Origin of the sequence: Convivina praedatoris (genome assembly GCF_933208495.1) — a bacterium.
Taxonomy (GTDB): Bacteria; Bacillota; Bacilli; order Lactobacillales; family Lactobacillaceae; genus Convivina; species Convivina praedatoris.
Map to the genome: position 1 here is coordinate 85,547 of NZ_CAKOET010000004.1, position 14,405 is coordinate 99,951.

13 protein-coding genes and 1 tRNA gene are annotated in these 14,405 nt (G+C 41.7%); 1 reads left to right on the forward strand and 13 read right to left on the reverse strand.

Translation table 11 applies throughout. The annotated features are described in order from the left end of the window. Positions 1–2: 2 nt before the first annotated feature. The 6 genes from hisS to M4974_RS04855 form a co-directional block, all read right to left on the reverse strand. On the reverse strand, positions 3–1,304 hold the full coding sequence (hisS, locus tag M4974_RS04830; RefSeq protein ID WP_248706379.1) for a histidine--tRNA ligase: 1,302 nt from the start codon (positions 1,302–1,304) through the stop codon (positions 3–5). A 324-nt stretch (positions 1,305–1,628) separates the two neighbouring features. Further along, positions 1,629–1,718, reverse strand: a tRNA-Ser gene (locus M4974_RS04835). 34 nt (positions 1,719–1,752) lie between these two features. Next, on the reverse strand, positions 1,753–3,603 hold the full coding sequence (typA, locus tag M4974_RS04840) for a translational GTPase TypA (RefSeq protein ID WP_248706378.1): 1,851 nt from the start codon (positions 3,601–3,603) through the stop codon (positions 1,753–1,755). Between the two features lie 61 nt (positions 3,604–3,664). Beyond that, positions 3,665–4,456 carry an inositol monophosphatase family protein gene (locus M4974_RS04845; RefSeq protein ID WP_248706377.1) on the reverse strand — a complete coding sequence of 264 codons (792 nt, stop codon included), beginning with the start codon at positions 4,454–4,456 and terminating at the stop codon, positions 3,665–3,667. Further along, a complete protein-coding gene (locus M4974_RS04850; RefSeq protein WP_248706376.1) occupies positions 4,453–4,725 on the reverse strand; it encodes a UPF0223 family protein in 273 nt (90 codons plus the stop codon). The genes M4974_RS04845 and M4974_RS04850 overlap by 4 nt, the downstream gene beginning before the upstream one ends. After that, on the reverse strand, positions 4,715–5,884 hold the full coding sequence (locus tag M4974_RS04855) for a DUF3114 domain-containing protein (RefSeq protein WP_248706375.1): 1,170 nt from the start codon (positions 5,882–5,884) through the stop codon (positions 4,715–4,717). Before M4974_RS04855 ends, M4974_RS04850 begins: the two co-directional genes overlap by 11 nt. Before the next feature lie 155 nt (positions 5,885–6,039). Between M4974_RS04855 and def the strand changes: the two genes are divergently transcribed. Continuing rightward, a complete protein-coding gene (gene def, locus M4974_RS04860) occupies positions 6,040–6,618 on the forward strand; it encodes a peptide deformylase (protein WP_248706374.1) in 579 nt (192 codons plus the stop codon). Between the two features lie 34 nt (positions 6,619–6,652). Here def and M4974_RS04865 read toward each other — a convergent pair whose 3' ends face one another. The 7 genes from M4974_RS04865 to M4974_RS04895 all read right to left on the reverse strand — a co-directional run bounded on the left by M4974_RS04865 (position 6,653) and on the right by M4974_RS04895 (position 14,356). Further along, positions 6,653–7,570, reverse strand: a complete 918-nt coding sequence (locus tag M4974_RS04865) for a DnaJ C-terminal domain-containing protein (RefSeq protein WP_248706373.1) — start codon at positions 7,568–7,570, stop codon at positions 6,653–6,655. A 69-nt stretch (positions 7,571–7,639) separates the two neighbouring features. Then, positions 7,640–9,481, reverse strand: coding sequence for a molecular chaperone DnaK (gene dnaK / locus M4974_RS04870; RefSeq protein WP_248706372.1), 1,842 nt, complete (start codon positions 9,479–9,481; stop codon positions 7,640–7,642). Positions 9,482–9,569: 88 nt separating this feature from the next. Beyond that, positions 9,570–10,172: a nucleotide exchange factor GrpE gene (gene grpE, locus M4974_RS04875; protein ID WP_248706371.1), complete on the reverse strand. Its 603-nt coding sequence runs from the start codon at positions 10,170–10,172 to the stop codon at positions 9,570–9,572. A gap of 21 nt (positions 10,173–10,193) precedes the next feature. Further along, positions 10,194–11,225, reverse strand: coding sequence for a heat-inducible transcriptional repressor HrcA (gene hrcA, locus M4974_RS04880; RefSeq protein WP_248706370.1), 1,032 nt, complete (start codon positions 11,223–11,225; stop codon positions 10,194–10,196). 127 nt (positions 11,226–11,352) lie between these two features. Beyond that, the gene (gene ribF, locus M4974_RS04885; protein WP_248706369.1) at positions 11,353–12,303 is read right to left on the reverse strand and encodes a riboflavin biosynthesis protein RibF; all 951 of its coding nucleotides are present in this window, start codon (positions 12,301–12,303) and stop codon (positions 11,353–11,355) included. 3 nt (positions 12,304–12,306) lie between these two features. Then, positions 12,307–13,218, reverse strand: a complete 912-nt coding sequence (gene truB / locus M4974_RS04890; protein ID WP_248706368.1) for a tRNA pseudouridine(55) synthase TruB — start codon at positions 13,216–13,218, stop codon at positions 12,307–12,309. Then, positions 13,211–14,356, reverse strand: coding sequence for an aminotransferase class I/II-fold pyridoxal phosphate-dependent enzyme (locus M4974_RS04895; protein ID WP_248706439.1), 1,146 nt, complete (start codon positions 14,354–14,356; stop codon positions 13,211–13,213). Before M4974_RS04895 ends, truB begins: the two co-directional genes overlap by 8 nt. Positions 14,357–14,405: the final 49 nt, after the last annotated feature.

Consider the following 14,405-nt stretch of genomic DNA (forward strand, 5'->3'; position numbering starts at 1 on the left):
TTTCATTCTCCTTGACTGGCAGCTTGCATAATTGTTGGTACAGCTTCTGCCAGTTCATTCAAACTAATTTCGTGTTGTTGCCCACTTGCCATATTTTTTAAAGCGACTACGCCCTTTTCTAATTCACTTGCACCAATAGTAATCACAAAACGGGCGCCAATCCGGTTGGCACTCTTAAACTGTGCCTTAGCTGAACGATCTAGATAATCACGTTGAGCCTTATATCCCAAATAGCGTAACTGCTGGGTGACTGCTAGGCTGGCTACCTGAGCTTCATCACCAATATTTACAATATAGAAGTCAACATCAGTTTGGCAAGCTGGAAGCTGTCCTTGAGCAGCTAACAAGCTTAAGAGGCGTTCAACTCCAATTGCAAAACCAACCCCGGGCGTCGCTGGGCCACCAAATTCTTCCACCAAACCGGAATAACGACCTCCCCCAGCAATTGTTGCTGCCCCGCTGAGGCTTTCATCGTTGGTCATGATTTCAAAAATAGTGTCATTATAATAATCTAGACCACGCACCATACTGCTATCAATTTCATAACTAACATTTAATTGATCAAGCAAGATTTGCACGGCTTGCCAGTGCTCAGCTGACGATGATGAAAGAAAATCTAAAATAGAAGGCGCCTGCGCCACGATGGCTTGATCTTGCGGAGCCTTAGAATCTAATACTCGTAAAGGATTTTTTTCCAAGCGAATTTGTGAATCGCTGGAAAGTTCATCAAAGTGGGGCTTTAAGTAGTCAATTAAAGCTTGGCGATATTGAGCACGGGACTGAGCATCACCAAGTGAATTAATCGCTACCGTTAGGTTTTTTAATCCAAGATTTTTTAGATAATCAACCACCATGGCAATCATTTCAACATCTAAAGCAGGCGAGTTAGAACCAAAGGCCTCCGCCCCAATTTGATGGAATTGACGAAAACGCCCTGCTTGAGGACGCTCATAGCGAAACATTGGCCCCATGTAAAACACTTTGTAAGGCTTTTCATGCTCCGGTCCATATAACTTATTTTCACAATAAGCCCGTACTACTCCGGCAGTACCCTCTGGCCGTAAAGCCATGTGTCGATCACCCTTGTCATCAAAATCATACATTTCCTTGGTAACGACATCCGAAGTATCACCAGCCGAACGAGCAAAAACCTCAAAATTTTCAAAAATTGGTGTACGAATCTCACCAAAACCATAACGATCAAATAATGTCCGAGCTACGGCCTCAATCTTCTGCCATTGATACACCTGATCTGGCAGAATATCGGCTGTTCCTTTAGGACGTTGAAAAGTTTTTTTTGCCATAAATTACTTGTACGTTAATCGTACCCTCCGCTTTATCATTAATTAACCAAATAAAAAGCACCCCAACGACTCAGTCGTTAAGGGTGCTTTTGCACGGTACCACCTTAAATTCAGTGTTAGACAACACTCTCAAGTTGCTTAACGCGCAACTCACGATCAATTTAATGATGTACCTCAAAGGTGTCAAAACTACGCCGTTGCCCCATTCTCATCAACCATGAGGTTTCTAACTGTCAAAACGCAACCTTATCCTTATCATCGGTTTTATTATGGTTACATCATAACTAGAAGGCCGGCAACTGTCAAGCCAGATTTTGATTAAAAAGGAGCTAGCGGGATTTGAACCCGCACACCGCCATACGACGGCTCGACGGATTTCGAGTCCGCTGCAGTACCAGATTGTGCCATAGCTCCACAAGGGGTAGAGAACTACCTACCCATTATAAAATTAGTTAGATGATGCCTTACGACGCTTAGCAGCCTTTTCACGCTCAGCAGTGTTTAAAATAGCCTTACGGATACGAACGTTTTCTGGAGTTACTTCAACATACTCATCATCGTTCAAGAATTCCAAAGACGCTTCCAAATTCATAGTACGTGGTGTCTTAATTGAAGCAGTTTGATCCTTGTTAGAAGAACGAACGTTAGACTGTGGCTTAGCCTTAGTAACGTTAACTGAAATATCGTTATCACGAGCATTCATACCAACAATCATACCTTCATAAACATCCACTCCGGCTGGAATGAACATTTGTCCACGGTCTTCAACACCCATGATGGCATAGTTAGTAGTCTGACCCTGTGTAATTGAAACCAAAGCCCCATTACGACGACCAGGTTCCCAATTACGAACCATTGGACGGTATTCAGCATAGGTATGGTTGTAAATACCATAGCCATGAGTTGCAGTCATAAACTCAGTTGAATAACCAATCAAACCACGTGAAGGTGCCATATACATCAAACGTGTCTGGCCGTTACCAACTGATTCCATGTTTTGCATTTCACCCTTACGCTGGTTCAAAGAATCGATAACAGCCGAAGCATATTCATCAGGAGTATCAATTTGAATTGATTCATAAGGTTCGCAAGTTTCACCATCGATATCACGGAAGATAACCTGTGGACGAGAAGCTTGCAATTCAAAGCCTTCACGCCGCATTGTTTCGATCAAGATTGAAAGGTGCAATTCACCACGCCCAGAAACCAACCAAGCACCAGCCTGACCAGTATCTTCGACACGCAAAGAAACATCGGTATGCAATTCACGACGCAAACGATCATCAATTTGACGAGCAGTTACAAACTTACCTTCACGCCCAGCAAAGGGACTGTCGTTTTGACGGAAAGTCATTTGCAAAGTCGGCTCATCAATCCGAAGCAATGGTAGAGCTTCTGGATGCTGTGGATCAGCAACCGTTTCACCAACGGAAATGTCTTCCATTCCTGAAACCGCAATCAAATCTCCAGCCTTAGCTTCTTTGATATCAACTTGTTCCAAACCAATGAAACCAGCTAACTTAGTAACACGGAAACTTTGCGTAGAACCATCGAGCTTCAAAACTTCAACGTTGTCTCCCACCTTGATTGTTCCGCGCTTAACACGACCAATTCCAATACGACCAACGAAGTCGTTATAGTCCAACATGGCAACCTGGAACTGCAAAGGCTCATCAGAATTATCAACTGGAGCTGGCACTGTCTTAAAGACTGTGTCAAAGATTGGCTTCATTGTGTGTTCTTGCGTCGCTACATCAGGATCGTAAGAGCTAGTTCCGTTCATAGCTGAAGCAAAGATAACTGGGAAGTCCAAATCGTCATCATCAGCACCCAATTCGATAAACAAGTCTAAAACTTCATCGACAACTTCTTGAGGACGGGCACCAGGACGATCAACCTTGTTAACGATTACGATCGGTGTCAAGTGTTGCTCAAAGGCCTTTTTCAAAACAAAACGAGTCTGTGGCATGGTTCCTTCAAAGGCATCGACAACCAACAAAACACCATCAACCATCCCCATGATACGCTCAACTTCTCCACCAAAATCGGCGTGACCAGGAGTATCCAAGATGTTGATTTGCTTATCACCAACTCGAACAGCAGTATTCTTTGAAAGAATCGTAATACCACGTTCTTTTTCGATATCATTGGTATCCATAACACGATCCCCAAGGGCCTCTTCCTTACGGGCATCCAATGTATCTGATTGCTTTAACATTTCATTAACCAACGTCGTCTTTCCATGGTCGACGTGGGCAATAATAGCGATATTACGAATATCTTCGCGAAGTTTTGCCAATTTCCTAGTGCTCCTTTAATGTTGATACTACTCACATTAAAAGCTAGGGAAAGCGGATTCCCTAGCCCTTCAACATCGTTACAATTTCATGATGTGTGCTGTAAGTAGCAACTAATACTGTGTTTGATGATAGCATATTCAGCGCTTGTCCGTCAAGATTAGTAACGATAAATCCCAAGCTTTCCGCTAAAACTCGACCAGCAGCGACATCCCAAGGCATCAATTTTGAAACGTAACCGTTAACTTGTCCCTTCAATAAATATGAAAAGGCAATGCCAGCTGAACCAATCACCCGAAAGGCTAAGGCTTTTTGTGCTAAAGTTTTATACCCATAATCACCGGCAACTAGGCAGCGTCCACTGAGCATCAGAATACTCTGCGATAACACTACATCAGGAGTGGCTGGGACTTTTTGCTGATTTATTTGAACACCAATGGCTGGTCCCCCATGATGAATATCATTTCCCATAACATCGGCAATCCACCCTAACAATGGTTTTCCATCCCTATATAAGGCGACCATGATGGCAAAGTCTGTATGTTCATGAACAAAATTCATTGTGCCATCAATTGGATCGACAAACCAGACATCCCCATCCATATCCACCAGATGATCACCAAAGCCCTCTTCACTAATAATCTTAGCGTGTGGGTTAAAAGTTCGAATCTTTTGATCAAGCCAACACTCATTTTCCCGATCAACATTGGTTACTAAATTACGAGCATTCCCATCCTTATTTTGGACATCCACATGGCTTTGAACCAGTTCCCGAGCTTGATGCATCAGCTCTTCTAACCATTGGCACACCATTTGATCAATATCATTTAATTCTTTGAGCTGACTGTCTGTCATAAGCGTAATTGCTTTCGGGTAGCTTGTTGGGCTTGTTTAATCGTTTGATAAATACTGTAGCCGGTTTGTTGTGCTAAATCACGATCAAAAGTTTTTTGTTCACTTTTAGCTGGCATCACTTGGCAAAAGGCTTGATAATCAGCCAATAATTTCTGACAGTCGATCCCTTCTTCATAAGCCATGAGCACATCATCAACCAAAGTCGACACTGCAATAATATCGGCAGTATTCCAATTGCCATCAATCGGTAGTTGGTAATTATTCATCAAGCTCCTCCTTCGTTTCAGCCGTCTTAGCCTTAGTGGCTGCAATTTTTTGTTGTTCTGCAAATTTAGCAAAACCAAGAGCTCTCCGCCGACTATTTTGATAATTGGCTAAATAGTTTTGATAAGCTTCCTGTCGCTGGGCTAAGGGTATCTCCTGCCATGCATAAACGTCGTGAGAACCACCTTTTTTAACAATATCCACATACTGTCCCGGGTGCTGTTTATCAAACACATCCGGTTCGTAAGGCCATTGCTGGGTGGCTTTTTGACGTAATTGTGCATCTGCCGGATGTTCAATGTCCAAACGCCAATGACTTTTATGATGCACTTGACCAAAATTAAATGATTCTGTATTGGCAATTATTGAAAGTTCATATTGGCCATAATGACTCGGTTGACTATCGATTAAGCCATTATCAAGCGGTTTTAAAACGTCCCATTGGGTGACAAAGTCCCCTCGAACTAAATCAATAATAAACTCAGCATGTTTACTTTTGGCTGTTACTTGAACTTTAAAATTATTAGGGTAAATGAAGCGACCCTGATAACGATTGTGATAAGTAGCATCGGTTTGATAGTCAAGGGATAAGCCATAATAAGTTTGGTAGTTTAGTAATTTTTGATAGTCATTTTCACCGGGAAAATTTCCCCGAATATAGTGAATATTTTGTCGATCAATCCAGTAGCGTAAGAGATGAATTTGCTGGGCTAAGAGCGCTAGTTCTCCATCCCCCTGGGCATATTCGGCCAAGGTCTGTGCTTTAAACACCCGTTGAATATCTTGACATAAAAGCACTAAAAAAAGGGCATGCGGTGCCAGTTGGTCATCAAAGTGATAAGCCCCCTGTATTTGCAAAAAGTGGTACTGATCAATTTTGGCTCCTAATTGGCCTAAAATCATTTGGAGGCGCTGAACTGGTTCTTTTTGACTAGCTTGGTACATCTGCGTGTAAAATTCACTACCAATAGCATGAATTTGATGCCACATGTGAGCCTTTTGCTTTTCAATTTGTTCTAGTGAAGTCAGCTTTTGCTGATACAAGTACTGAGCCGCCTTGCGTTGACTAGCTTTATCCCATCCATCCGTTGACAAAAGCTGGACTTCTTTGTCACTAAACTGAATTGATCCCCGATATTTATCTAATAACCAGCTAAAAGTCATTTTTTATTCTCCACTCAACTGTCTTAATTACTCAATATCTATTCTAGCAAGCAAGCGTTATTTTCTCCATCTCCAAAAGGATATTTAAACATCAACATTGGCAAAGAGCTAAGTTTTGATATACTAGGATAAGATTTTACTTGAAGGAGAACAGTATGAAAGTCCGTTTTACCATGGATAAAATAACCCGTGACGGTAACCCCGTTTTACGGGAAATCAGTCAGGCCGTCCCCTTCCCCCTCAGTGACGAAAATCGTCGCTTAGCCCAGGATATGATGACCTATTTAGAAGTTTCCCAGGATGATGAAGCCAACGAAAAATATGGGCTCCGTCCAGGAGTTGGCCTTGCTGCCCCACAGGTTGGTTATGCCCTTCAAATGGCAGCGATCTTAATTCCAGCACAAAACCCTCAAGAAAATGACGAGGAACCTTACTTTAAAGGCGTAATTTTCAATCCAGTCATTGTTAGTGAAGCCGTACAACGAGGAGCCTTAAACGTTGGTGAGGGTTGTCTATCAGTTGATGAAGATGTTCCTGGTTTTGTTCCCCGTTCCAATCGGATTACCGTTCGCTACCAAGACGAAGAGGGGCAAAGTCAAACCATTAAACTGCGCGGTTATCCAGCCATTGTCTTTCAGCATGAAATTGATCATCTTCACGGACATTTATACTATGATCATATCAATCGAAATGATCCTTGGCATGTTGACGATCAAACTAAATATATTGAATAAAAAAGCAATCCAGCTGGATTGCTTTTTTACTTGCTTATAAATCAAAAATTGACTTCTTTTTACTACGTTTAATATTTGAAACACTAGCAAACTCTTCCAAGGCATTCTTCTGATCTTTATTTAGACGAGTTGGGACTACAACATTAACCACCACAAATTGATCCCCATGACCGCTACCATGTAAGCGAGGAGCTCCCTTTCCACCTAAGCGGAATCGCCGCCCATTTTGCGTACCAGCCGGAATTTTTAGCTTGACATCCCCCTGAACAGTTTTAACATCAATCTCGTCACCTAAGGCAGCACTGACAAAGCTAATATCTTGTTGCAAATAGATGTCAGCTCCATCACGCTCGAAACCTTCAGATGAGGCACTGACCGAGAAGACAACGTACAAATCACCTTGAGGACCGCCGTTAACACCCGATTCTCCTTGACCATTCAAACGCATTTGTTGACCAGTTTCAACACCGGCTGGGACTTTTACCTTAACTTCATGTTGTTGTCCTTGACCATCGGCCTCACGATTATATTTAATCGTTTTCTCTGTACCAAAAATAGCTTCATCAAAGGTTAAGTGCATCCGGTACTGTAAATCCCGTCCTTTACGAGGAGCATTGGGATCAAAGCCGCCACCAAACATTTGACTAAAGATATCACCCAAGTCAGAAAAATCGCTAAAGCCACCCTGTCCGCCTTGGAAACCGCCAAATCCTTGACCGCCGAAACCGCCCTGGGCACCAGCAGCACCAAACTGATCATACTGGGAACGCTTTTGAGGATCTCCTAAAGTTTCAAAAGCTTCCTGAATATCTTTATACTTATCTTCAGCTCCAGGTTCATGGTTCAAATCTGGATGATATTTTTTAGATAGCTTACGATAAGCTTTTTTTATTTCATCCTGACTAGCATTTTTATCTACACCTAAACGCTCATAAAATTCAGTATTATTCACCAGGATACTCCTTTTCTTATTAAACTATGTACACAAACCGCCCCTTTGGACGGTTTGTTTTACTAATTATTACTTCTTATTCTTGTCATCTGGTTTAACTTCTTCGAAGTCGCCATCAACAGTATTGTCATCCTTTGGCTGAGTCTGACCATCTTGTTGTGGAGCAGCCTGTTGATACAACTTAGCAGCTAATTCACTAGCAGCCTTAGTCAAATCTTCAGTCTTAGCCTTCAAATCTGTCAAATCAGCATCCTCAGCTTGAGCATCTTCTTTAGCCTTCTTCAAAGCCTCCAAGGCATCTTGGGTAGCCTTCTTATCAGCATCAGGAAGCTTGTCCCCAACTTCTTCCAAAGTCTTTTCAGTTTGGAAGATTAATTGGTCAGCGTTGTTACGTGTATCAACTGCATCCTTTTTCTTAGCATCGGCTTCTTCGTTGGCCTTAGCATCGTTCATCATCTTTTCAATTTCTTCATCTGACAAACCACCAGCAGCTTGAATTGTAATCTTTTGTTCCTTTTGAGTACCCAAATCTTTGGCTGAAACGTTCACAATCCCGTTCCGGTCAATATCAAAGGTAACTTCGATTTGAGGAACACCACGTGGAGCAGCTGGAATATCTGCTAATTGGAAACGACCCAAAGTCTTGTTGTCAGCGGCCATTGAACGCTCACCTTGCAAGACATGGATATCAACGGCTGGCTGATTATCAGCAGCAGTTGAAAATACCTGTGACTTAGAAGTTGGAATCGTAGTGTTACGTTCAATCAACTTAGTGAAGACACCACCCATGGTTTCAATACCAAGTGACAATGGTGTAACATCAAGCAAAACAACGTCCTTAACATCACCAGAGATAACACCACCTTGAACCGCAGCACCCAAGGCAACCGCTTCATCAGGATTAATTGAGTGGTTAGGCTCTTTACCAGTTAACTTTTTAACAGATTCTTGTACAGCAGGAATACGAGTTGAACCACCGTTTAAAATTACTTCATCAATATCAGAGAATGATAGGCCAGCATCCTTCAAGGCATTCAACACTGGCTGCTCAGCCTTCTTAACCAAATCGGCAGTCAATTCGTTGAACTTAGCACGGGTCAAAGTTGTTTGCAAATGCAATGGACCTTCACTACCAGAAGCAATAAATGGTAAATCAATTTGAGCTTCGTTTGCAGAAGACAAAGTCTTCTTAGCTGTTTCAGCAGCATCCTTCAAACGTTGCAAGGCCAACTTGTCATCACGCAAGTCAATACCGTTATCAGCCTTAAATTGCTCAGCCAAGTAATCAATAACCTTATTATCAAAGTTATCACCACCAAGATGGGTATCTCCATTAGTTGACAAAACTTCAAAGACACCGTCACCTAACTCAAGGACAGAAACATCAAAAGTTCCACCACCCAAGTCATAAACCAAAATCTTTTCATCACGATCTAACTTATCAAGACCGTAGGCCAATGATGCGGCTGTTGGTTCGTTAATAATACGCTCAACTTCCAAACCAGCAATCTTACCAGCATCCTTAGTTGCTTGACGTTGGGCATCGTTAAAGTAGGCAGGTACGGTAATAACGGCCTTATCAACAGTTTCACCCAAGTAATCTTCAGCATAACCCTTGATGTACTGCAAAATCATTGCTGAAATTTCTTGTGGTGTGTATTCTTTATCGTTAGCCTTAACCTTATAACCAGCCTCCCCCATGTGAGACTTAATTGAGCTAACAGTATCTGGATTAGTAATGGCTTGACGCTTAGCGACATCACCAACTTGAATTTCGCCGTTCTTAAATGAAACGACTGAAGGGGTTGTACGGCCACCATCAGGGTTAGTAATAATCTTAGGCTTACCACCTTCTAAGACAGCAACTGCAGAATTTGTTGTTCCTAAATCAATACCAATAATCTTGGACATAAAATTACAACTTCCTTTTCTTATAAAATTTAAACATTCATTAGCTTTTTAAGGTGTGGTGCCTCATTGGGCTGATTCACCAAGTTCATTACTTTGTTGCCACAACTACCATGGCTGGACGGATAACGCGGTCATGCAATAAGTAACCCTTTTGCAAAACTCGAGCTACTTGATCAGCTTCAACATCATCGACTTCATCAGCACTCACGTTTTGAATTCCTTGCATGGTGTTAGGATCAAACTCTTCGCCAACCTTACCTGTTTCAGTAATGCCGTTATCAACTAGGGCTTGACGCAATGTCTTGAGGGTCATTTCAACCCCTTTTTTGATTTGAAGGGCGATTTCATCTTCAGCATCTTCAACCGCTAAAGCTCGTTCTAAATTGTCCACTACTGGCAAAACCGCTGTTGCTAAGCGTTGTCCGTCATACTTACGTATATTTGAAATTTCACGGGCATTACGCTGTTGAATATTTTGCACTTCAGCTTGACTGCGTAACAATTGATCTTCTAAATCCCCCACTTGTTTTTCTAACTGGGCGATTTGATCATCAGCTTCAATTGCAACCTGATCTTGATTAGCAGTTTGGGCAGTCTCTACAACCTGCTCAGTCTCCGCTGTTTGACCATTATCCTGATCTTGTTTTAATGCTTGATCGGTTTGAACTTGTTCTTTGTCCTCTTTTGCCACTGGAACGTCCTCCTGAATTTGTTATACGTAATCTAACATCTTTTGTGTTAAAGCTTGACCAAATATATTTAAAATTAAAGCATTTTGGGCATAAGGCATGCGAACCGGTCCAACCAAAATTATTAGACCCTGATCCTGCTGACCAATTGAAAAATGTCGACTTAAGACGCTATATGAATCTAATAAGTCTTCACCAATCTCACTACCAACTTTAATTGAAATACCAGAACCAGATAACCGAGCTAAATGTCGCAAGGCCTGCGGTGAATCTAACAATTCCAGCAATCGACGAGCCTTAGTCAAATCGTCAAAATGATTTTCAGTCAGTTCCAAAACATTTAACCGCCCACCAACATGAACATGTTCTTCAATAGATTGAGCTAAAACCTCACCAAACAATTGTAAGAAAGCGGCTGGACTTTGAATTTCACGAGTTAACTGAATTGGTAACTCACCGGAATTCATCATCGTCAGCACTTCTTTAACCGGTCGGCCAACCATTTGGGCGTTAATATAAGTAACCATATTGGTTAGCGAATCAGCATGAAGACCTTGCGGTAACTTGAAAGTCTGACTCGTTACTTTACCGTAGTTAGTCACCAGGACGGTAATTAATTGCCGTCCCTCCAGTGGAATCAATTGAAAACTAGAAATTTTCAAATCCACATAAGGTGGTTTTAAAATCAAAGCCGTACAGTTGGTTAACTCCGACAAGCGCTTCGCCGTTTCATCTAGGAAGTCATCAATTTCATGAAAATTACCACTCAAACTGGTTAATAGTAGTTCAATGTCACTTTGACTAACCGACCGACTAATCATTAAATGATCAAGATAATAACGGTAACCAGCAACTGAAGGTACTCGACCAGCAGAAGTATGTAACTTACGAATCAAATCGGCTTCTTCTAGAACCGCCATCTCATTACGAATAGTGGCTGGACTAACTTTAATATTAAGTTGTTCTTGTAACTTTTTTGATCCGACAGCATGGGCCGTTTGCGTATACTGATAAACAATTGCTCCTAAAATCAACTTTTGTCGTTCAGTTAACATTAACTTCCCACCTTTCGGTTTAGCACTCATATTATTCGACTGCCAATAACTATATTATACTGAATCTTTTTTATTTTGCAACATTTTTAGCACTCTTTTTTTTAAGTGCTAAAAAGCAGTTAACGGCTTAATCGTTAACTGCTTTTAAAAGGGCTTGCGCCTGGGCTTTGTCTTGGTGGAGTTGCTTGATCAAAGCATCAGCGCTGACAAATTTTTCTTCACCGCGTAGGTAGGCAATCCATTCAATTTGAACTAACTCACCATAAACTTGATCATTAAAATCAAAAATATTAATTTCGACCGTAATCGGCCGTTCCGCTTCAAAAGTTATATTACGGCCGATACTAGCCATCCCCTGATACCATTGTTCATTAATTTGAATTTTGACCGCATATACCCCAATAGTTGGTAACCATTCAGCTTCTGGTGTTGCGATATTAACCGTCGGATAGCCTAAAGTTCTTCCGCGAGCATCCCCATGCACCACCAAACCACTCGTTTGATGATAGCGTCCTAAATCGGCCGCTGCATCAGCTACTCGACCCTCTAATAAGGCTTGCCGAATTCGACTTGAAGAAACTTTGCCAACATCATTTAGGGCTGGGACAACGGCAACCTCAAAACGATTCCTGCTATAAGTTGCCAGATGTTGCATATCAGCGTGTTCACTAGCTAAACCATACAAATGATCAAAACCAGCCACAACTACGGCCGGATTAAGTTGCATTAAGACCTGATCCACAAAATTTTGTGGACTTTGAACAGCTAAATGAGAAGTTAATTGTAGGCAGTAAACCTGCTTAACCCCTAATTGACTTAGTAAAGCAACCTTTTGCGTTAGTGGCGTTAAATACCGAAGTGGCAAAGCCATTTCTTGAAATACAGCCCCAGGATAGGGATTGTAGGTTAAAACCACCAAAGGCAACTGCCTTTCTTGCGCCAGCTTAGCTGCCGTTTGAATCACCGCCTGGTGTCCACGATGAACACCATCAAAAAAGCCCATCGCAATGACGGTCTTTTGAGCCAGAGGCTTAAAATTTTTAAGCGGAAAATGTAAATGCGTTACTTGTGCTAACATAGTTCACCGATTTGAAAAAACATACCGTGAGCGCCAAAGCGCCTGTTCTGAATTGTATTGATAAACAGCTTTAAGCTGTCCTTGATAGTATAACTGAAGATACCCACTCTCATTAATTGGCCAATCTGAAATTTTTTGTCCATTAGAAACAGCGAACCATTCGGTCTGGTCTAGTTCCTTAATGGGCCAATCCAAAATTTGATTAATTGGTACCACCATCCGCTCAACAATCTGATCCACTGATAAAGCTAAGAGTCCGTCCAAAGAAGTTGCCTGACTTAAATCAAAGCCACTCCCGCTGATACGAGTCAAACGCGTCATGGTTGCTGGTAAATTAAGAAATTCTCCAACATCACTGGCTAAGGTTCGAATGTAGGTTCCCTTAGAAACTTGAGCTTGAAAATCAAAACTTTGATAACGACCATCAAATTCTGGTTGGCTCGTTCGTTTGAAATCATAAATATAAGCTGAACGGGCAGGCCGTTCTACTGGTTCATTGGCTCGAGCATATTCATATAAACGACGACCAGCTACTTTAACCGCCGAATAGAGTGGCGGAACCTGAGTAATTTGCCCGTGAAAATGGGCAATCGCTTGATCAATGTCATTAACCGACAACGGAATGGTTAATGCCTGTTCTTTAATGATAGTCCCCTCGCGATCCTCGGTTTCGGTTTGAAAACCAAGGGTAATCTCCCCCTGATAAGTCTTTGGGCGACTTTGTAAAACATCAATTAATTTAGTCGCTTTGCCTAAAGCTAAGACCAAAATACCATCAACACTAGGATCAAGTGTCCCCGCATGGCCAATCTTTTTTTGACCTAAATGGCGTCTCAAGCGGGCAACAACATCAAAAGAAGTCATGCCAACCGGCTTATTTACAACTAAAATACCATCAACCATTGTGTCACCCATTTACTCGTAATGCAGTTACATACTGACTAATTCTAGTGAGACCAGCCTTAACATCTTCATCACTAGCCGCATAGGACAGACGAATATAAGCTTGACTACTTGGTAAACCACCAAAACATTCGCCTGGAATCACCGCTACTTTAGCAACTTGTGCCATGTTTAAAGCAAATTGATGGCCATCGGTCCCCAAATCAACTGGTAGCTTGGCAAAGATATAAAAGGCTCCTGCTGGTTTAGCGATTGTAAAACCAAGTCCTTCTAAAATTTCAACCATATAGTCTCGACGCTTTTGGTATGTTGCCTTCATCATGTTGATTCGATCATCATCCTCAACCATAGCCATCTGTGCAGCATCTTGAATAAAGGTTGGAATGGCAAAGGCTAGCGCACCATGCACCTTTTGCATTTCAGAAATTGTATCTTCTGGACCTAAGATAAAGCCCACCCGATAACCAGTCATAGCATGCGATTTTGACAAGCCGTTTAGCAAAATCGTTTGCTCTGGTAGTAGTTCCGCCATTGAAACATGTTGTCCTTGATAAGTTAACTCAGAGTATATTTCATCGGAGATAACCCAGATATGATGCTTTTTAAATACTTGCGCGAGTGCTTCTAATTCGGTCCGATTATAGGTCATCCCAGTTGGATTATTAGGATAATTTAGCAAAATTGCTTTGACTGGTACTTCCGAATGTTCAATAGCGGCTTCCACTTGTGCTGGCGTTAATTTAAATTCATGGATCGTCGTATCAACACTGATACAAACCCCATGAGCTAAATCTAACGATGAAAAATAAGGGCCATAAGCAGGTTCTGGTACCAACAAGCCATCCCCAGGAGCTAAAAGAGTTTGAAAAATTACATTGATAGCCTCAGTTACACCGGAAGTAATAATTACTTGATCTCTGCTTTGATAATTAAGATGATAACGTTGATTAAAGTAATCAACCACTGCCTGCCTTAAAGGTGCCTCCCCTTGGCTTTCGGCATAGTGTGAGCGGTTAGCTTCAATTGCTTTAATAGCCGCTTGTTTAATGGAATCAGCTACGTTAAAACCTGGTTCCCCAAAGGTTAATTTAAGCACATCCGGAATTTGACTAATTTCTTTTTGAAAGCCGAGTAGTTTATCTGGGGCCATGTTTTTCACGATAGGATTAATTGTAAGTGGTTGATCCACGATTTGGTAC

Coding starts and splice junctions, on each gene's coding strand:
- hisS (WP_248706379.1), bottom strand. CDS start 1,304: ATGGCAAAAAAAACTTTTCAACGTCCTAAAGGAACAGCCGATATTCTG.
- M4974_RS04845 (WP_248706377.1), bottom strand. CDS start 4,456: ATGACAGACAGTCAGCTCAAAGAATTAAATGATATTGATCAAATGGTG.
- M4974_RS04855 (WP_248706375.1), bottom strand. CDS start 5,884: ATGACTTTTAGCTGGTTATTAGATAAATATCGGGGATCAATTCAGTTT.
- def (WP_248706374.1), top strand. CDS start 6,040: ATGAAAGTCCGTTTTACCATGGATAAAATAACCCGTGACGGTAACCCC.
- dnaK (WP_248706372.1), bottom strand. CDS start 9,481: ATGTCCAAGATTATTGGTATTGATTTAGGAACAACAAATTCTGCAGTT.
- hrcA (WP_248706370.1), bottom strand. CDS start 11,225: ATGTTAACTGAACGACAAAAGTTGATTTTAGGAGCAATTGTTTATCAG.
- ribF (WP_248706369.1), bottom strand. CDS start 12,303: ATGTTAGCACAAGTAACGCATTTACATTTTCCGCTTAAAAATTTTAAG.
- truB (WP_248706368.1), bottom strand. CDS start 13,218: ATGGGTGACACAATGGTTGATGGTATTTTAGTTGTAAATAAGCCGGTT.
- M4974_RS04895 (WP_248706439.1), bottom strand. CDS start 14,356: ATGGCCCCAGATAAACTACTCGGCTTTCAAAAAGAAATTAGTCAAATT.